The following is an 18,359-nucleotide window of genomic DNA, read 5'->3' on the forward strand; positions in this document are numbered from 1 at the left end:
GAGGTAAGCATGAGAGCAGATTATAAATCAGGGTTTGTAACCTTAATCGGAAGACCAAATGTTGGTAAATCAACATTGATGAATTATTTGATAGGACAGAAAATTGCAATTACATCAAATAAACCGCAGACGACAAGAAACAGAATACAAACTGTGCTGACAACGGAGCAGGGACAGGTTGTGTTTGTGGATACTCCGGGAATTCATAAGGCAAAGAACAAACTGGGAGAATATATGGTAAATGTGGCGGAACGCACGTTAAATGAGGTGGACGTTGTACTTTGGCTCGTAGAGCCGTCCACATTTATCGGCGCAGGAGAAAAACACATTGCAGAACAACTGAAAAGAGTAAAAACACCTGTTATTCTCGTTATCAATAAAGTGGATATGGTAAAAAAAGACGAAGTATTTGCTTTTATTGATGCGTATCAGAAAATCTATGATTTTGCGGCAATCGTTCCGGTTTCGGCAAAAAATGGAGAAAATACGGAGGAATTACTGAAAGTTTTATTTCAATATCTTCCTTACGGACCACAGTTCTATGATGAAGACACGGTGACAGACCAGCCACAGAGGCAGATTGTTGCAGAGATTATCCGCGAAAAAGCATTGCACGCATTAAACGAAGAAATTCCGCACGGGATTGCGGTTTCCATTGAAAAAATGCAGTTTAAAAGAAAGATTGTGGAGATTGAGGCGACAATCATTTGTGAGAGAGATTCCCACAAAGGAATTATCATTGGAAAACAGGGAAGCATGCTGAAAAAGATTGGCACAAACGCCCGCTATGAAATAGAAAAAATGCTGGAAATGCAGGTGAATTTAAAACTGTGGGTAAAAGTGAAAAAAGACTGGAGAGACAGCGACTTCCTCATTAAGAACTTTGGCTATACAAAAGATGAATAATATTTTGGAAATGTTGGAAGTTTTTTGATAGTATAGAGCAAGTTTAATCGGAGAACCTAAAAGTAAAGAAACAGAAGAAGAGGTGATTCGATGGAACTTACGGCATGGGATAAATTTTCCAAGTCGGGAAAAATTGAGGACTATTTAGAATACTGTGAAAGCAGAGTGGAAAAGACAGGGGAATACAATCGTGAATCAGCCGGTGATAGTGACAGGTATTGTGCTGTCAGTGACTCCGATAGGGGAGTACGATAAAAGAGTTGTGATTCTGACAAAGGAAAAAGGGCGGATTTCAGCATTTGCAAAAGGGGCAAGAAGACCGAACAGCCAATTTGGAGGTGCCGTAAGTCCTTTTTGCTTTGGAGAATTTACGTTATATGAAGGAAGAAACTCTTATAATATTATGCAGGTTCATATTTCCAATTATTTTCAGGAACTGAAAAATGATATGGAGGCTACATATTACGGGTTCTATTTTATGGAATTTGCAGAATATTATACAAGAGAGCAAAATGATGAGACGCAGATGCTAAAATTACTGTATCAGACGTTTAGGGCATTAACGAAAAAAAATATTTCTAATGAATTAATACGGTGTATTTATGAATTAAAGGCAGTTTATATCAATGGAGAGGGACCGCAAGTATTCCAATGTGTAAAATGCGGAAGCGCAGATGCTCCGGTTGTATTTAGTGTAAGACAGGGAGGCATCATTTGTAAGAACTGTATAAATGAGGTAAAAGACGCGGTGGAAATCGACACGTCCACACTGTATGCCATGCAATACATTGCAGGCTCATCAATTGAGAAGTTATATACATTTACGGTATCGGAAAATGTACTGAAAAAATTGAAAAAAATTGTATCAGGATACCTTTCTTTTTATGTGGATAAAACTTTCAAATCTTTGGAGATATTGGAAATTTGCCTAAAGTAGACATTTACAAGTTTATAGAAAAACTGTATAATAATTAACAATTTATAAAATCTATAAATTACATAGAAAAGACATTTGTTACGGAAAAATTTATGTATCTGTAAGTTAAAAATAAAATGTGAAGGAGAGAAAACGAATGGAAAAGACAATGGAAAAAATTGTAGCAGTAGCAAAATCGAGAGGATTTGTATATCCAGGTTCAGAAATTTACGGGGGACTGGCAAATACATGGGATTACGGTAATCTCGGTGTAGAATTAAAAAACAACGTAAAAAGAGCATGGTGGAAGAAATTTATTCAGGAAAATCCATATAACGTAGGTGTTGACTGTGCTATCCTGATGAATCCGCAGACATGGGTTGCCTCAGGACATTTGGGCGGATTCAGCGATCCTTTAATGGACTGTAAAGAATGTAAAGAAAGATTCCGCGCTGACAAATTAATTGAAGACTTTGCGGCAGAAAACGGAATTGAACTGACAGAAAGTGTAGATGCATGGTCAAAAGAGCAGATGGAAGCGTGGATTGCAGAACACGAAGTTCCATGTCCAACTTGTAAAAAACATAATTTTACGGAAATCCGTCAGTTTAACTTAATGTTCAAAACATTCCAGGGTGTTACGGAAGATGCAAAAAATACAGTATATTTACGTCCGGAAACAGCACAGGGAATTTTTGTAAACTTTAAAAACGTACAGCGTACATCAAGAAAGAAAATCCCATTCGGAATCGGACAGATTGGTAAATCATTCCGTAACGAAATCACTCCGGGTAACTTCACTTTCAGAACAAGAGAATTTGAACAGATGGAATTAGAATTCTTCTGTGAACCGGGAACAGACCTTGAATGGTTTGCATACTGGAAAAAATTCTGTTTAGACTGGTTATATTCACTAGGATTAAAAGAAGATGAAGTGCGTGCGAGAGACCATTCTCCGGAAGAACTTTGTTTCTACAGCAAAGCGACAACAGACGTAGAGTTCTTATTCCCATTCGGCTGGGGAGAATTATGGGGAATTGCTGATAGAACGGATTACGATTTATCTCAGCATCAGGAAGTGTCAAAACAGGATATGACATATTTTGATGATGAAAAGAAAGAAAAATATATCCCATACGTTATCGAACCTTCTCTTGGAGCAGACCGTATGGTATTGGCATTCCTTTGCAGCGCTTACGATGAGGAAGAATTGGAAGGCGGAGATGTGCGTACTGTAATGCACTTCCACCCGGCATTAGCGCCAATTAAAATCGGTGTATTGCCGCTTTCTAAGAAATTAAACGAAGGTGCGGAAAAAGTATTTGCTGAATTATCAAAAACATACAACTGTGAATTCGATGACAGAGGAAACATCGGAAAACGTTATCGCCGTCAGGACGAAATCGGAACACCGTTCTGTGTAACGTATGATTTTGATTCTCAGGAAGACGGAGCAGTTACGGTTCGTGACCGTGATACGATGGAGCAGGAAAGAATTAAAATTGAAGACTTAAAAGCATATTTTGAGAAGAAGTTTGAGTTTTAGTTTATTTGATTCATTTGGTGATTCATTTGGGGACGTAGTCATTTGCGATTTGACTACGTCCCCAAATGAGAAATACCCTGTCCCTTTTTACAGAATACCCCGTCCCTAAATGAATAATAAAAGGGAAGGTGAAATATGCCGCGTCAACGAAGAAGAAAAAGTGCTACCGGATTTTATCATGTGATAGCAAAAGGAATAAATAAAGAGAGAATTTTTAATCAAACGCGTGAAAAACTTTATTTTAAAAGAATTTTACGAGAATATCTTAAAGAAGATGAAGTGGAAATTTATGCATACTGTATTATGTCTAATCATGTACATCTAATTATCAAATCCGATATGGCTGTTTTAGCCGCATTCATGGCCAAATGTCTGGCAAAATACGCAGAATATTATAATTATAAACATAACAGAAACGGACACGTTTTCCAAAATCGGTTTAAAAGCGAATGCATTGAAAGTGAACGATATTTTTGGAATTGTGTGCGCTACATTCATTTAAATCCGATGAAATGTCATAATGAAAATACTTATTTACAGTACAAATATAGTAGTATAGGCGAATATCAATTATTAAAAAATGATATATTGCATGAAAACGCATTGACTATATTTCAAAGAAAATTTGAAGAGTGGGAAGATGTTGTGAATTTTCATAATAAAAAGCAATATGTAGTTATAGATGATGTAAAAGAAGATATGCATTTGCAAAGGCAGGAAATTGCTTTAAATATTTTGGAACAAATGAAAATGGAAAAGAATTTATCCAAAATAGAAGAAATTATAGAGGAAAAATCCTTGCGCGAAGAGTATAAGGAAAGGTTAATTGATAAAATGAAAATTTCTTCCACAAGGAGTGAGAACCTATATTTGTTTGTAAAGAAAAAGATTATTGGTGAGTAGTAGTAAAAAGGGACGGGGGATTCTGTAAAAAGGGACAGGGGATTTTGTGTTTGGGGACGTAGTGAAATGTAAAAAAACTACGTCCCCAAACACAAGGTGTTCACAAAAACTACATACAATCATCACAGAATTTTTTCCAATTATTGTTAGAATGGACAACGAAAGTATTTTGCAGGAGGTAGCAGGCAATGATTGAGGTAAAAAATCTGGTAAAGAAATACGGAGAGTATTTAGCAGTGGACCATTTGAGTTTTACCGTGAATAAGGGGGAAATCTATGGCTTTCTTGGACCAAACGGTGCGGGAAAATCTACGACAATGAACATTATGACAGGATATTTAGGAGCGACAGAAGGGGAGGTGATTGTTAACGGACATAACATTTTAGAAGAACCTGAAGCAGCAAAGAAGAGCATAGGGTATTTGCCTGAAATTCCACCGCTATACACGGATATGACAGTTTTGGAGTATCTTTGTTTTGTGTCAGATTTGAAAAAGATTCCTAAATCCGAGAGAAATGAGCAGATTAATAAAGTTGTGGAACTTGTAAAACTGGAAGAGGTGGAGATGCGCCTGATTAAAAATTTATCCAAAGGGTATAAACAGCGTGTCGGACTTGCACAGGCAATTTTAGGATTTCCGGAGATTATTATTTTAGATGAGCCTACGGTGGGGCTGGATCCAAAACAGATTATTGAAATTCGAGAATTGATTCGGGAACTGGCAAAAGAGCATACTGTTATTTTGAGTTCGCATATATTGGCAGAAGTGCGGGAAGTATGTGATTATATTATGATCATTTCCAATGGAAAGTTGGTGGCAAGTGATACACCGGAGAATCTTGAAAAGAGGATAAGCGGAACAGAAATGCTTCATCTTGTGGCAAAGGCAGATGAAGTTGGAAGAGTGGAAAATATTTTAGAAAAAGTGGAGTATATTGAACATATAGAGTGTAAACAACGGGGAGAATTTGTGGAAGTGGATATTGAAATTGAGAATGGAAGAGATATTCGGGAAGAAGTTTTCTTTGCCTTTTCAAAAAACGAATGTCCGCTTGTGGAGATAACAAGACAGAAGGTTTCTTTGGAAGATGTATTTTTAGAATTGACGGAAGAGGAAAAACATGAAGCAATTGTAGAAGAGGAGGAATTGGAAGATGAAAGCGATTTATAAGAGGGAATTGAAATCCTATTTCGACTCAATGACGGGGTATGTGTTTATCGCCGCGATTATTATTTTTACCGGAATATATTTTATGGTATATAACTTGAATATGGGGTACCCATATTTTTCCTATGCACTGTACGGAGCAGGTTTTATTTTCATTTTGAGCATACCGATTTTAACTATGAGATGTTTTGCGGAGGAGAGGAAGAACAAGACGGATCAGTTGCTTTTGACATCACCGGTCAGTGTACTGTCAGTCGTTTTAGGAAAATATTTTGCCATGACGACAGTTTTTTTTGTTCCGAATCTTATTTTTATGGCTTTTCCGATTATTATTAAAAGTCAGGGGAAAGCAAATTTTCTGATTGATTATGCAGGGATTTTTACTTTTTTTGTTATGGGCTGTGTTTATATCGCCATCGGAATGGTAATTTCTGCTCTGACGGAAAGTCCGGTTATTGCATTGCTGAGCACTTTTGGAGTTCTTCTGGTGATGTATTTGGGAGATGCGCTTTTGGCATATCTGCCTACTTCGGCTGTAGGAAATCTGGCAGGGATTCTTGTCCTCATCGCACTGCTTTCTTGTATTGTCTATAGAAATACAAAGAACTGGGTAATTGGCGGTGGACTGGGAATAGTTGGATTTGGGATAACGATTGCAGGATATGTTTTGAAAAAGACATGGTTTGAAAATAGACTGGCAGAGTTACTTAAAAAAGTTCTTCTGACGGAAGGGTTTGAAAATATTGTGTTTAATCATCTGCTGGATATAGGAAGTCTGATACTATATATTTCTCTTATTTTTGTATTTGTTTTTCTGACAATGCAGACAATACAGAAAAGACGTTGGAATTAGGAGGAAACAGATATGCAGAAAATAAAAGAATTGTTTAAGAGCGTACATACTAAAAAAGGTACATACAGTATGGCGCTGACGGCTGTTGTTATAGCGATAGCGATTGTGGTAAATATGCTGGCGGGAAAACTGCCGTCGAGTGCGAAGACTATTGATGTCAGTGGAAATCAATTATATGAAATTACAAATACAAGTAAAAAAGTATTGAAAGAACTGGATAAAGAGATTACATTTACGATTTTGGCGGAGAAAAAGTCTGTGGACGACAGAATCAAAACTTTTGTAAAAAAATATGCCGCCTTATCTGATAAGATTGATGTAGAATATGTGGATCCTGTTTTACACCCAAGTGCTTTGGATAAATATGACGGGGAAGAAAATAGTATTGTTGTGCAATGTAAAGAAACAGAAAGAAGTATTGTGATTCCGTTTACGGATATTATTGTGTATGATGAAATGTCCTATTATAGCGGGACAATGCAGGAAAAAGAGTTTGATGCGGAAGGGCAGTTGACAAGTGCGGTGAATTATGTGACAAGTACGGTAAATAAAACGGTGTATCGCCTTGCGGGACACGGAGAGAGTACGCTGTCAACGGAGGTGTCGGCTCTTCTTGGAAAATCAAATATCAGCGTAAATGAACTGAATTTAATGATGAAAAAAGAGATACCGGAAGACTGTGATTTGATTTTTATCTATGCACCGACTACAGATATCACGGCAGATGAGCAGAAAACACTTTCGGCATATTTAAAAGAAGGCGGAAAAGTATTGTTTATGTCCGGTGGGGCAGATGCGGATACACCGAATTTGAAAAATCTGTTGAAAGAATACGGTTTACAGCAGGCGGAGGGGTATATTGCCGATACGGAGCGGTCTTATCAGGGGAATTATTATTACTTAATCCCGAATCTTTCCGTTTCAGGAAAGATGGCAAATGATATTTCGTCTGAAACGGTATTGCTTGTAAATTCGGTAGGATTTACGGAAACTACTCCGGCAAGTGAAAATGTGAGTGTTGACAGTTTCATGACAACTTCGGAAAAAGCATATGCAGTGACGGAGAAAGAACAAAAAGAGGGAACGTACATACTGGGTGCGGTTGCGGAGGACAGTGAGACAAAGGGAAGACTTACCGTTATCGGTGCAAGCACGATGATTGACTCGAACTTAACGGAAATGTTTTGCAATACGGAAAATCTGACCTTGTTTGTAAATGCCGTGACAAGTAATTTTGATGATGTGGAAAATGTATCTGTTAAACCAAAAAGTCTGGAAGTGACTTACAATACCGTCCGGCATGCAGGAGCATTCAGTCTGCTTGCTATTTTTGGAATACCGGCATGTATTTTAATTATCGGTGCTTCAAGATGCTGGAAACGAAGAAAGGCGTAAAGAAATGAAAAAGAAATCGTTATGGATATTACTTGGAATTTTAATTCTACTAATTGGCGTTTATTTTGGAATCGGGCATTGGCAGAAAGTACAGAAGGAAAAAGACGATTTGGAGAAAGAAAAAAGCAAAATTACTTTGGTAAAGGGCAACGACTGGAAGAAATTGTCCTATACAAAGGACGGCAGTGAATTGCGATTTGAGAAAAAAGAAGATACATGGTACGTGGAAGGAGATGATAAAACAAAACTGACACAAAGTTATGTGACGGCAATTGCGGAAGCGTTTTCCGATTTGCAGGCGGTACGTGAACTGAAAGGCGGAGATGAACTTTCAGACTATGGTTTGGATAATCCGACATATACCGTAACCTTGACGGATAAGGACGGAAAACAGATAGTATGCTATATAGGAAACGGAGCGGGAGAAAATTATTATTTTACAATGGGAGAAAAAAAGAAAGTATATTTAATCCCGGGAGAAGTTGTCCAGACATTGCAGTACGATTTGGAACAGATGAAAAGTACGGAAGAATAGAAGATGATATTTTCGTTGCCTGTCCGAGATGAAAGGAATATAATAAAAACTATCAAAAGGACAGGGAGGAAGACTATGAATAAAAAGATGAAAGTGGCACTTGCAGGTCTTGGCAGCAGAGGGAAAGATACATATGCACCGACAGCAAAATTATTTCCGGATAAAATGGAAATCGTGGCGATTGCGGATATTGATCCTGCAAAAGTACAAGAGGTGGCAAAAGAATATCATATACCGGAAGAAATGTGTTTTTCCAGTGCAGAGGAATTGATCGCGCAGGACAAACTGGCAGATATTATGTTTATAACCACGCAGGATAAGCAGCATGTAGAGCAGGCGATCCCGGCATTGAAAAAAGGGTATCACCTTTTACTTGAAAAACCGATTTCGCCGAAACCGGAAGAGTGCAGGGAAATTGTAAAAGTAGCGAAAGAATACAACAGACAGGTAATTGTGTGTCATGTTCTTCGCTACACCCCAATCTATTCTAAGTTAAAAGACATTTTGGATACGGGAGTTATCGGTGATATTGTTTCGGTAATGTCCATTGAAAATGTGGGATATTGGCATCAGGCACACAGTTTTGTGCGTGGCAATTGGAGAAATTCGGAGACGACAAGTCCGATGATTTTACAGAAGTGCTGTCATGATATGGATTTACTTCTTTGGCTGACGGGGAAGACATGTGAGTCCGTTTCTTCATTTGGTGACACATATTTATTTAAAGAAGAATGTGCACCTAAAGGGGCGGCGCTTCGCTGTATGGACGGCTGTAAAGCAAGGGAAGACTGTCCGTATGATGCGGAGAAAATTTATTTGGAACACCATAAGATTGGTGCAAAGACAGGATATACGGAATGGCCGTTAGATGTATTGACGCTGCACCCTAGTGTGGAAACCATTACGGAAGCGATAAAAACAGGGCCATATGGACGGTGTGTGTATCATTGCGATAATAATGTAGTTGACCATCAGATTGTGAATATGAAAATGACGGACGGGACTACAATCAGCCATACAATGTGCGGATTTACCGCCACGGGAAGCAGATATGCAAAGTTTATGGGGACAAAAGGTGAAATTATCGCAGATATGACGGAAAATACAATCAAAATAACGGTATTTGGACAGAAAGACACAGAGGTAATTGACATCTCTAAAATCGCCACGGATTTTTCCGGACATGGCGGTGGGGATAACAGAATGGTGGAAGAATTTTTAGATATGCTGATAAATGAAACAGGGGCTACAAAACGGACAACTTCCGTAGAACAATCAGTGGAAAGTCACTATTGTGCATTGGCGGCAGAGGAGTCCAGAATAAATGGCGGAAAGGTGATTTTTTTGGACAAATACAGAAACGGGAAATAAATAGTTTTCTGTCGAAAAGACCTTGACGAACCTTGACAAACCGTATAAAATATATGTGCGATAGATTATCGTATTGCAATATGTTAATAATAAGAAGAAAACCTTTTTATTAAAAAATATTATGTAGGAGGTCGTAAAGACATGGCAAAATGGGTTTATATGTTCACCGAAGGTGACGCAACCATGAGAAACACTCTTGGTGGTAAAGGTGCTAACCTTGCTGAGATGACTAAATTAGGTCTTCCTGTACCACAAGGGTTCACAATTACAACAGATGCTTGTACTCAGTACTATGAGGACGGAAGAAAAATCAACGATGAGATCATGGAACAGATCATGGACGCAATCGTAAAAATGGAAGAAGTTACTGGAAAGAAATTTGGAGATAAAGAAAATCCACTTCTTGTATCTGTTCGTTCAGGAGCAAGAGCATCTATGCCAGGTATGATGGATACTATCTTAAACCTTGGTTTAAATGAAGAAGTTGTTAAAGTATTAGCAGAAAAATCAGGAAATCCACGTTGGGCTTGGGACTGCTACAGAAGATTCATTCAGATGTACTCTGATGTAGTTATGGAAGTAGGTAAAAAATACTTTGAAGAACTTATCGACAAGATGAAAGAAGAAAAAGGTATTACTCAGGACGTAGACCTTACAGCAGAAGACTTAGAAGTTCTTGCTAACCAGTTCAAAGCAGAATATAAAGAAAAAATCGGTGAAGAATTCCCGATTGATCCAAAAGAACAGTTAATGGGAGCAGTAAAAGCCGTATTCCGTTCTTGGGACAACCCTCGTGCTAATGTTTACCGTCGTGATAACGATATCCCATATTCTTGGGGAACAGCTGTTAACGTACAGATGATGGCATTCGGTAACATGGGTGAAACATCAGGAACAGGTGTTGCATTTACTCGTGACCCAGCTACAGGTGAAAAACACTTAATGGGTGAATTCTTAATGAACGCTCAGGGTGAAGACGTTGTTGCCGGTGTTCGTACACCACAGAAAATTGATCAGTTAAAAGAAGTTATGCCTGAAGTTTACGAACAGTTCGTAGGAATCTGTAATACATTGGAAGATCATTACAGAGACATGCAGGACATGGAATTCACAATTGAAGATAAAAAACTTTACATGTTACAGACACGTAACGGTAAAAGAACAGCACAGGCTGCTTTAAAAATTGCTTGTGATTTAGTAGATGAAGGAATGATTACAGAGGAAAAAGCGGTTGCTATGATCGATCCTCGTAACTTAGATACATTACTTCACCCACAGTTTGATGCTGCTGCATTAAAAGCTGCTGCACCGGTTGCAAAAGCACTTGGAGCATCTCCGGGAGCTGCTTGCGGTAAAATCGTATTTACAGCAGAAGACGCTAAAGAATGGGCTGCAAGAGGAGAAAAAGTTGTTCTTGTACGTCTTGAAACATCACCGGAAGATATCGAAGGTATGAAAGCCGCTCAGGGTATCTTAACAGTACGTGGTGGTATGACATCTCACGCTGCCGTAGTTGCTCGTGGTATGGGTACTTGCTGTGTATCTGGTTGTGGTGACATCACAATGGACGAAGCAAATAAGAAATTTACATTAGCCGGAAAAGAATACCATGAAGGAGATTCTATCTCTCTTGACGGTTCAACAGGTAACATCTACGATGGAATTATTCCAACAGTAGACGCTACAATCGCTGGTGAATTCGGAAGAATCATGGGTTGGGCTGACAAATACAGAACATTAAAAGTTAGAACAAATGCAGATACACCAGCAGATGCTAGAAAAGCACGTGAACTTGGTGCAGAAGGTATCGGTCTTTGCCGTACAGAGCATATGTTCTTTGAAGGAAACAGAATTGATGCTTTCCGTGAAATGATTTGTTCTGAAACATTAGAAGAAAGAGAAGCAGCTCTTGAAAAAATCCTTCCAGAGCAGCAGGGAGACTTCGAAGCATTATACGAAGCATTAGAAGGACACCCAGTTACAATCCGTTTCTTAGATCCACCTCTTCACGAGTTCGTACCAACAACTGAAGAAGATATTAAGAAACTTGCAGATACTCAGGGTAAAACAGTTGAACAGATTAAAGCAATCATCGATTCTTTACATGAATTCAACCCAATGATGGGACACAGAGGACTTCGTCTTGCTGTAACTTATCCTGAAATTGCTAAAATGCAGACAAGAGCAGTTATCCGTGCTGCTATCAACGTTCAGAAAGCACACAGCGACTGGACAGTAAAACCGGAAATCATGATTCCATTATCATGTGATGCTAAAGAATTAAAATATGTTAAAGATATGGTAGTAGCAACAGCAGATGCTGAAATCGCTGCTGCAGGTGTTGAACTTGCATACGAAGTTGGTACTATGATTGAAATCCCAAGAGCTGCTCTTACAGCTGATGAGATTGCAAAACAGGCAGACTTCTTCTGCTTCGGTACAAACGACTTAACACAGATGACATATGGTTTCTCTCGTGATGATGCTGGTAAGTTCTTAGATGCTTACTATGATGCAAAAATCTTCGAGAACGATCCATTTGCTAAATTAGACCAGACAGGTGTAGGTACATTAATGGAAACTGCTATTAAATTAGGAAAACCAGTTAATCCAAACCTTCACGTAGGTATCTGTGGAGAACACGGTGGAGATCCAAGTTCTGTAGAATTCTGCCACAAAATTGGCTTAGACTATGTATCTTGCTCACCATTCCGTGTGCCAATCGCAAGATTAGCTGCTGCACAGGCTGCTATCAATAACAAGTAATACACCATAGATAACAGGTGCAGAAACTTCATTAGTTTCAATAACAGAACCCCTTACGCAATGAAAGCGTAAGGGGTTTTTCGTCATTTTTTCGGTATAACTTCTATTAGATGCTATGAAAATATTTTAAGAATGAACTAATGTTACTATCCATATGGACGGGCATTTACAAGCGGCGGTAATCAAGCGATTATGGAGGTTGCCTTAACGTAGCTTGGCAATGCGGCTATCTTTTCATATATCGTCAACTCATTAAAAAAACTTGGTTCAAATGTATAGTTTAAGTTCGAAAAAATAACCGTTTTACCATATTCTTTAGTTAAATTTGAAATCTGAATCATAAACCCCCTTTTCCTCTCAAATCCATTTTAGTTAAACCAACTACTAACAATCCAATAAAAACTACCGTGTTCACAAATAACAGCATAACAATATTTTTTACCACTCCGAAAGTAAAAAGTATTGAGAAAATTTCTGTTGACAACACAATAAAACACATATAATTTGTCAAATACTCTGTTATAATTTCTCCATAATAATTGTTCATTTGTAATTTCGCATAGATAAAAGGTTTCAGTAGATAGCGGATTATAATACATATAACCGGATAAATAAAAATCCAGTTTTTATTTACTAAAGATGTTGCCACTCCATTACTCCATTGTACCGGAATTTCTGTCGGCAACTTAGAATAAGACAAAACCCCAATAATCAAGCATAATGCGGTAATAGTTGTCCAAGTAAGCATACTTCCCCATATATACAAAAAACTGACCGAATCTAGTTTGAAAACAGTTTGATTATCTTTCCAATAATCCTGCAATTCTGTTACATATTGTTCTACCTGTAATTTTTCATAACTAATACTTTTTTCCTCCAGCATTTTTTCACACATGAGTTTCGCCTTGTTCAAATCAGTAATCTGATTCTTTAATACTTCATTCTGTTTCTCAATTATTTCCTGCAATGTTACTTTCTCAGATATAATACTTCGTATATCCTCAATAGAAATTCCCAGTGTACGCAGATATGCAATCTTCTTTATATTTTCCACATCATTTTCAGAATAATCTCTATAACCGTTACTTTCATTTCTTGAAGGCTCAATGAGTTTTTCCTTTTCGTAAAAACGAATATTAGAACGAGACAGGCTTGTTCGTTCTTCTACTTCTTTTATAGTCATGCTATGCACCCCTTTCAAGCAGCTCTATTTTATTTTAAGAATAAGCTATAAACAAGGTTTACAGTCAAGTATTTTTCAAAAATCACACCATTTTCCATATTTCTAAATTTTTTCTTCATACCCAGAAAAGTGGATAGGGAGCATATCAATTTAGTTATACTTCATCAAATTATATCTTTGAAATTATTAGATTTTTCTTTGAATGATATAAAAAATGCTCGTACCGAACAGGCAGATAGCATGCGGGAGAAGATAGATGTTGTTAAGTGTTTTGATGATGATACATTTAATCATATTGCACGATTACACTTGATATTCAGTTATTAAGAAGAGAAGTCATAAGGTAAGGTCTGTGCGTTTTTATACAGAAATTTATAAAAATCAAGAGTTTTTTGTGAAAATAAAAAAAATATGAAAAATAACTAAAAAATAGTGATAAAAATTGTTTTTGTAGTATAATAAAAGAAAATCTGGGACAAGAAGGTGAAGGTATGAAGAGGGAAAAGAAAAGTCCATTATATAAAAGTTTTGGATATGCTTTTGAAGGAATTTTTACCGGAATCAGGAAAGAAAGGAACATGAAAATTCATTGTTTGGCAATACTATGTGTCGTGGCAGCAGGATTTTTGGTGAGAATTTCAGTAGTTGAATGGTGTATGTGCCTGATTTTATTCGGACTGATTCTTTCACTGGAACTTGTCAATACTGCAATTGAAGCGGTGGTGGATTTGGTTACGGAAGAGAGAAAACCACTTGCAAAACTTGCCAAGGATACGGCAGCAGGTGCTGTTTTGGTTGCAGCAATTATGGCAGCGGGGGTGGGAATTTTAATTTTTGTCCCTAAAATTTTAGCACTCATATAGGTAATTAGATTGCAAAGAGAAAGGAGTTATCACTATGGAAGGGTTCGGAGAAAACATAAAAAAATTATTATTGGCAGGTATTGGCGCAGTGGCAACAACGGCAGAAAAATCAAAAGAATTATTGGAAGATATGGTGGAGAAAGGAGAACTCACAGTAGAGCAGGGCAAGGTGCTGAATGAGGAATTAAAACACAATATTAAAAAGACAGTTAAGGAAAATGTGAATGTTTCAGTGAAACCATCATCACCGGAAGAATTAGATGAACTTTTAGAAAAAATGACACCGGAACAGATTGCAACTTTGAAAGAAAGACTTCATTCAATGGAGAAAGTACAGTCGGATAATGGACAGGCAGAATAGGAAGATGTAAGAGATGAATCGGCAGGAATACAAGGAAAGATTGAAAGAAATGACGGAGGTGCTTCGAAAACACAATATTAAGAGAGGCGTATCTCCGGAAAAATTACGTTTGATTTTGGAAGATCTTGGACCAACATTTATTAAGTTAGGACAAATTATGTCCATGCATTCTGACATTTTGCCGAAACGATATTGTGACGAGTTGATGCGGCTTCGCTCGGAAGTGCCGCCGATGTTGTTTGCGGAGGTGGAGGAGGTATTGCAGGGAGCATATGGCTGTCCGTGGAGAGAAATTTTTGAGAAGATTGATGAAAAACCACTTGGCTCAGCCTCGATTGCGCAGGTGCATAAGGCGCTTCTAAAGACAGGTGAAGAAGTCGTTGTGAAAGTGCAGCGAAAAGGAATTTACGATAAGATGGCAAGAGATATAGGGCTCTTACATCGTGCGGTGAAATTACTTCCGCCGGTCAGTTTAAAAGGTATGGTGGATTTGGATATGGTGCTGGAGGAGTTGTGGGCTGTCACGAGAGAAGAGATGAATTTCCTGACTGAAGCGGCTAATCTGGAAGAATTTGCCCGAAGAAATAAGGATATTGCTTTTGTTGGTGTTCCTAAATTATACCATGAGTATACGAATCACTATGTGTTGGTTATGGAATATATTGAAGGTTATGCCGTCGATGATAAAGAGAATCTTTTGGCAGATGGGTATGATTTGGAAGAAGTAGGAGTTAAATTGGTTGACCATTATATTAAGCAGGTGATGGAAGATGGATTTTTTCATGCAGACCCACACCCGGGCAATGTAAAGATTCGGGGCGGAAAGATTATTTGGATTGATATGGGAATGATGGGACGCCTAACGGAGCGGGATCGTGAACTGATAGGAAAGGCAATAGAGGGAATTGCCATGAGTGACATCGGTATGATTCAAGATGCGGTGATGGCACTTGGAGATTTTAAGGAGGCACCGGACCAGAGTTGTCTGTATGAAGGCATCGGTAATTTGCTTTCGCAGTATGGAAATGCAGAAATGGGAAATATTGATATTGCAAAAGTGACGATGAGTCTCATGGAAGTGATGAAAGAGAATAAAATTATTATGCCTCATGGATTGACGATGCTTGCGAGAGGGCTGACTCATATGGAGGGAGTGATTGCGGACATTGCACCGGAGTTAAATATGGTAGAGATTGCCTCCAGACATATGGCGGGAAAATTGTTAAAAGAAAAAGACTGGAAACAAGAATTAAAAAACAGTGGAAAGACAATTTACCGGTCTTTTCATAAGGCAATGAATATTCCGTCTCTGATTTCGGATATTTTACAGGGATATTTGAAAGGTCAGACAAAGATTAATCTGGATTTACACGCATCTGCGGAACTGGAGAGACTTTTGCGGAGACTTGTAAGAAATGTTGTAATGGGGCTTTGGGTGATGGCGCTTCTGATTAGTTCCAGCATTATCTGTACGACGGACATGAAACCAAAGGTTTGGGGAATTCCGGCACTTGGAGCATTCGGATATTTGATTGCTTTTGCCATTGTAATGTATGTATTTTTAAAACATATTTTTTCAAGAAAGTAAATTTGCAGCAGTTGCCTTTGATGTTATGTCAAAGAAAAAAAGTGAAGCATAGGAGATAAAATAACATAAAAATACAAGTTTCGAATTTTCGAAACTTGTATTTTTTATGTTCATATTTATGATAAAGCGTTTCTCTTCACCTGTTCCAATGCTTTCTTAACAGCAGGAATGGAAAGAATGAGGATTGTGATTAATCCTTCTGCCAAAATGAACCCATAATTATAAATGAACGGATAGAGAGCCGCTAAACTTTTCGGGAAGTTTTTAGGCATATAGTCCATCCAATATAAATATCCGCCGAGAACATGGAAAGCGCCACGTCCGAGAATGGCAACGATATATCCTTTAACTAAACCGTTCTTTTTGTGAACAAAAAATCCGGCAAGACCAAGTGCGGCAAAAGCAAGCAGATAATCGCAGCATACCTGGAAAAATGAAAGGACATAAGGTCCTTGTAAAAACTGCATAATACCGTAAACAAATCCGATAAGAATGCCTGTCTTTGCTCCGTACCAATAACCGATTAATACAATAAACAACATACTGCAGGCAGTTACGGCTCCACCGAAAGGCAGTTCAAATATTTTGATATAAGACGTAACAAATCCAAGCGCAAGAGCCATCGCACAGTAAACTAATTGCTTTGTGCTGATTTTCTTTCTGTCTGAAGCCTTTCCGGCAAAAATGAATGCTGCTACCAGAACAAGGATAGCGACGATGATAGTGACGGCATAGCCTGTGGTTGTTAAACCGCCGTCCTGATTAACGAGTAACTGAAACATAAAAATTCCTCCTTTTTGACGGAGAACAAGAATAGGTAAAGAAGTCCCAAAAGATTCCTACGTTGGCATTATCCAAATCAGGTATAAGGGTCGAAGCATAATCTTCCTCTCAGCCTTGCGGCTCCCCTTCTTGTTCTTCTTAAATATTTTTCTGTTCAAATATATCACGCAAATGGAATTGTGTCAATATTGCGCAATATGATTAAAAAACATGGGATATAAAAAGGTTTTTTGTATAACAGGTGTCTTGTCACTTGTAAAGTACAGTGCTATAATGGGAGAAGTTTAACAAGGGAGAGGAAAAAATGGATATTATTGAAAAGATCAAAAAGTTAAAAGAGGAAAAAGATGCAGTTATTTTGGCACATTATTATGTGTCAGATGAGGTACAGGAAATAGCGGATTACATAGGGGATTCTTTTTATCTGAGCAAAGTTGCCGTCGGACTGAAAGAGCAGACAATTGTATTTTGCGGTGTATCCTTTATGGGGGAGAGTGCAAAAATTTTAAATCCGAAAAAGACGGTTTTGATGCCGGATATGTCTGCAGATTGCGCTATGGCACATATGGCTGATGTGGAAACCATTCAAAGAATGCGTGATACATACGATGATTTGGCAGTGGTATGCTACATTAACTCTACGGGAGAATTAAAACAACATTCCGATGTGTGCGTAACGTCTGCAAATGCGGTAAAAATTGTAAAAGCGCTGCCGAATAAATATATTTTCTTTATTCCGGACAGAAATCTTGCACGCTATGTGGCAGAGCAGGTACCCGAAAAACAGTTTGTTTTCAATGAGGGATACTGCCCGATTCATGAACAGATTCGTCTGGAGGAAGTGAGGGAAGAAAAAGAACTGCACCCGAATGCACAGATATTAACACACCCGGAATGCCCGAAAGCTATCTGTGATTTATCGGACTATATCGGAAGTACATCGGGAATTATTTCATATGTCGGAAAAAGTGATTGTAAAGAATTTATTATCTGTACGGAAAACGGTGTTCGGTACGAGTTGGAAAAGCAGAATCCGGATAAAAAATTTTATTTTACAAAGACGGAGCCTGTTTGTCGTGATATGAAACAGATTACGTTGGAAAAAATTGCGCATGTTCTTGAAACAGGGGAAAATGAAGTACAGGTAGAGGAAACACTTAGGGAGGAATCTCAAAAAGCGTTGGAACGTATGTTAGAACTTGCGAAATAGTGGGAGGAAAG

17 protein-coding genes and 1 riboswitch are annotated in these 18,359 nt (G+C 38.1%); of the genes, 15 read left to right on the forward strand and 2 right to left on the reverse strand.

From position 1 onward, the window contains the following. Positions 1 to 9 precede the first annotated feature (9 nt). From era to ppdK, 11 genes are all read left to right on the forward strand, one after another. Positions 10 to 906 carry a GTPase Era gene (gene era / locus ACYQ35_RS04515; RefSeq protein WP_009757456.1) on the forward strand — a complete coding sequence of 299 codons (897 nt, stop codon included), beginning with the start codon at positions 10 to 12 and terminating at the stop codon, positions 904 to 906. Between the two features lie 90 nt (positions 907 to 996). Beyond that, positions 997 to 1,161: a hypothetical protein gene (locus ACYQ35_RS04520; RefSeq protein ID WP_459830734.1), complete on the forward strand. Its 165-nt coding sequence runs from the start codon at positions 997 to 999 to the stop codon at positions 1,159 to 1,161. After that, positions 1,097 to 1,843 carry a DNA repair protein RecO gene (gene recO / locus ACYQ35_RS04525; protein WP_459830736.1) on the forward strand — a complete coding sequence of 249 codons (747 nt, stop codon included), beginning with the start codon at positions 1,097 to 1,099 and terminating at the stop codon, positions 1,841 to 1,843. Before ACYQ35_RS04520 ends, recO begins: the two co-directional genes overlap by 65 nt. Positions 1,844 to 1,979: 136 nt before the next feature. Beyond that, positions 1,980 to 3,368 carry a glycine--tRNA ligase gene (locus ACYQ35_RS04530; protein ID WP_459830738.1) on the forward strand — a complete coding sequence of 463 codons (1,389 nt, stop codon included), beginning with the start codon at positions 1,980 to 1,982 and terminating at the stop codon, positions 3,366 to 3,368. Positions 3,369 to 3,503: 135 nt separating this feature from the next. After that, positions 3,504 to 4,271, forward strand: coding sequence for a transposase (locus ACYQ35_RS04535; RefSeq protein WP_009757453.1), 768 nt, complete (start codon positions 3,504 to 3,506; stop codon positions 4,269 to 4,271). 188 nt (positions 4,272 to 4,459) lie between these two features. Further along, positions 4,460 to 5,443, forward strand: a complete 984-nt coding sequence (locus ACYQ35_RS04540; protein WP_009757452.1) for an ABC transporter ATP-binding protein — start codon at positions 4,460 to 4,462, stop codon at positions 5,441 to 5,443. Then, positions 5,427 to 6,293 (forward strand): ABC transporter permease, encoded by an 867-nt coding sequence (locus ACYQ35_RS04545; protein ID WP_459830741.1) that lies wholly within the window; start codon positions 5,427 to 5,429, stop codon positions 6,291 to 6,293. The genes ACYQ35_RS04540 and ACYQ35_RS04545 overlap by 17 nt, the downstream gene beginning before the upstream one ends. A 12-nt stretch (positions 6,294 to 6,305) precedes the next feature. Beyond that, positions 6,306 to 7,688, forward strand: a complete 1,383-nt coding sequence (locus ACYQ35_RS04550) for a Gldg family protein (protein ID WP_459830743.1) — start codon at positions 6,306 to 6,308, stop codon at positions 7,686 to 7,688. Positions 7,689 to 7,692: 4 nt separating this feature from the next. Then, the gene (locus ACYQ35_RS04555; protein WP_009757449.1) at positions 7,693 to 8,223 is read left to right on the forward strand and encodes a DUF4340 domain-containing protein; all 531 of its coding nucleotides are present in this window, start codon (positions 7,693 to 7,695) and stop codon (positions 8,221 to 8,223) included. Between the two features lie 75 nt (positions 8,224 to 8,298). Then, entirely contained in the window at positions 8,299 to 9,594 is a 1,296-nt protein-coding gene (locus ACYQ35_RS04560; RefSeq protein WP_009757448.1) for a Gfo/Idh/MocA family protein, read from the forward strand. 141 nt (positions 9,595 to 9,735) lie between these two features. Beyond that, a complete protein-coding gene (ppdK, locus tag ACYQ35_RS04565) occupies positions 9,736 to 12,360 on the forward strand; it encodes a pyruvate, phosphate dikinase (protein ID WP_459830746.1) in 2,625 nt (874 codons plus the stop codon). A 337-nt stretch (positions 12,361 to 12,697) separates the two neighbouring features. On the opposite strand, the gene ACYQ35_RS04570 is transcribed toward ppdK, so the two are convergent. Then, positions 12,698 to 13,543, reverse strand: a complete 846-nt coding sequence (locus tag ACYQ35_RS04570) for a MerR family transcriptional regulator (RefSeq protein WP_459830749.1) — start codon at positions 13,541 to 13,543, stop codon at positions 12,698 to 12,700. Positions 13,544 to 14,034: 491 nt separating this feature from the next. Between ACYQ35_RS04570 and ACYQ35_RS04575 the strand changes: the two genes are divergently transcribed. Genes ACYQ35_RS04575 through ACYQ35_RS04585 form a run of 3 tightly spaced genes read left to right on the forward strand, consistent with a single transcriptional unit; the run spans position 14,035 to position 16,355 of the window. Beyond that, positions 14,035 to 14,406 carry a diacylglycerol kinase family protein gene (locus ACYQ35_RS04575; RefSeq protein WP_009757443.1) on the forward strand — a complete coding sequence of 124 codons (372 nt, stop codon included), beginning with the start codon at positions 14,035 to 14,037 and terminating at the stop codon, positions 14,404 to 14,406. 34 nt (positions 14,407 to 14,440) lie between these two features. Beyond that, positions 14,441 to 14,767: a phasin family protein gene (locus tag ACYQ35_RS04580; RefSeq protein ID WP_009757442.1), complete on the forward strand. Its 327-nt coding sequence runs from the start codon at positions 14,441 to 14,443 to the stop codon at positions 14,765 to 14,767. A 13-nt stretch (positions 14,768 to 14,780) separates the two neighbouring features. After that, complete coding sequence (locus ACYQ35_RS04585) at positions 14,781 to 16,355, forward strand: ABC1 kinase family protein (protein WP_459830753.1); 1,575 nt, start codon at positions 14,781 to 14,783, stop codon at positions 16,353 to 16,355. A gap of 116 nt (positions 16,356 to 16,471) precedes the next feature. On the opposite strand, the gene ACYQ35_RS04590 is transcribed toward ACYQ35_RS04585, so the two are convergent. Beyond that, complete coding sequence (locus ACYQ35_RS04590) at positions 16,472 to 17,137, reverse strand: energy-coupled thiamine transporter ThiT (protein WP_009757438.1); 666 nt, start codon at positions 17,135 to 17,137, stop codon at positions 16,472 to 16,474. Between the two features lie 37 nt (positions 17,138 to 17,174). After that, positions 17,175 to 17,275: riboswitch (TPP riboswitch) on the reverse strand. Between the two features lie 167 nt (positions 17,276 to 17,442). Between ACYQ35_RS04590 and nadA the strand changes: the two genes are divergently transcribed. Continuing rightward, positions 17,443 to 18,348: a quinolinate synthase NadA gene (nadA, locus tag ACYQ35_RS04595; protein WP_009757437.1), complete on the forward strand. Its 906-nt coding sequence runs from the start codon at positions 17,443 to 17,445 to the stop codon at positions 18,346 to 18,348. The last annotated feature ends 11 nt before the right edge of the window (positions 18,349 to 18,359 follow it).

This window comes from Faecalimonas hominis, assembly GCF_054660755.1.

Bases quoted from the DNA above. Each gene is read 5' to 3' on its own strand.
- ACYQ35_RS04590 (WP_009757438.1), bottom strand. From the start codon at position 17,137: ATGTTTCAGTTACTCGTTAATCAGGACGGCGGTTTAACAACCACAGGC.
- era (WP_009757456.1), top strand. From the start codon at position 10: ATGAGAGCAGATTATAAATCAGGGTTTGTAACCTTAATCGGAAGACCA.
- ACYQ35_RS04540 (WP_009757452.1), top strand. From the start codon at position 4,460: ATGATTGAGGTAAAAAATCTGGTAAAGAAATACGGAGAGTATTTAGCA.
- ACYQ35_RS04550 (WP_459830743.1), top strand. From the start codon at position 6,306: ATGCAGAAAATAAAAGAATTGTTTAAGAGCGTACATACTAAAAAAGGT.
- nadA (WP_009757437.1), top strand. From the start codon at position 17,443: ATGGATATTATTGAAAAGATCAAAAAGTTAAAAGAGGAAAAAGATGCA.
- ACYQ35_RS04555 (WP_009757449.1), top strand. From the start codon at position 7,693: ATGAAAAAGAAATCGTTATGGATATTACTTGGAATTTTAATTCTACTA.
- ACYQ35_RS04570 (WP_459830749.1), bottom strand. From the start codon at position 13,543: ATGACTATAAAAGAAGTAGAAGAACGAACAAGCCTGTCTCGTTCTAAT.
- ACYQ35_RS04520 (WP_459830734.1), top strand. From the start codon at position 997: ATGGAACTTACGGCATGGGATAAATTTTCCAAGTCGGGAAAAATTGAG.
- ppdK (WP_459830746.1), top strand. From the start codon at position 9,736: ATGGCAAAATGGGTTTATATGTTCACCGAAGGTGACGCAACCATGAGA.
- ACYQ35_RS04585 (WP_459830753.1), top strand. From the start codon at position 14,781: ATGAATCGGCAGGAATACAAGGAAAGATTGAAAGAAATGACGGAGGTG.
- ACYQ35_RS04535 (WP_009757453.1), top strand. From the start codon at position 3,504: ATGCCGCGTCAACGAAGAAGAAAAAGTGCTACCGGATTTTATCATGTG.
- ACYQ35_RS04560 (WP_009757448.1), top strand. From the start codon at position 8,299: ATGAATAAAAAGATGAAAGTGGCACTTGCAGGTCTTGGCAGCAGAGGG.
- ACYQ35_RS04580 (WP_009757442.1), top strand. From the start codon at position 14,441: ATGGAAGGGTTCGGAGAAAACATAAAAAAATTATTATTGGCAGGTATT.
- ACYQ35_RS04530 (WP_459830738.1), top strand. From the start codon at position 1,980: ATGGAAAAGACAATGGAAAAAATTGTAGCAGTAGCAAAATCGAGAGGA.
- ACYQ35_RS04545 (WP_459830741.1), top strand. From the start codon at position 5,427: ATGAAAGCGATTTATAAGAGGGAATTGAAATCCTATTTCGACTCAATG.
- ACYQ35_RS04575 (WP_009757443.1), top strand. From the start codon at position 14,035: ATGAAGAGGGAAAAGAAAAGTCCATTATATAAAAGTTTTGGATATGCT.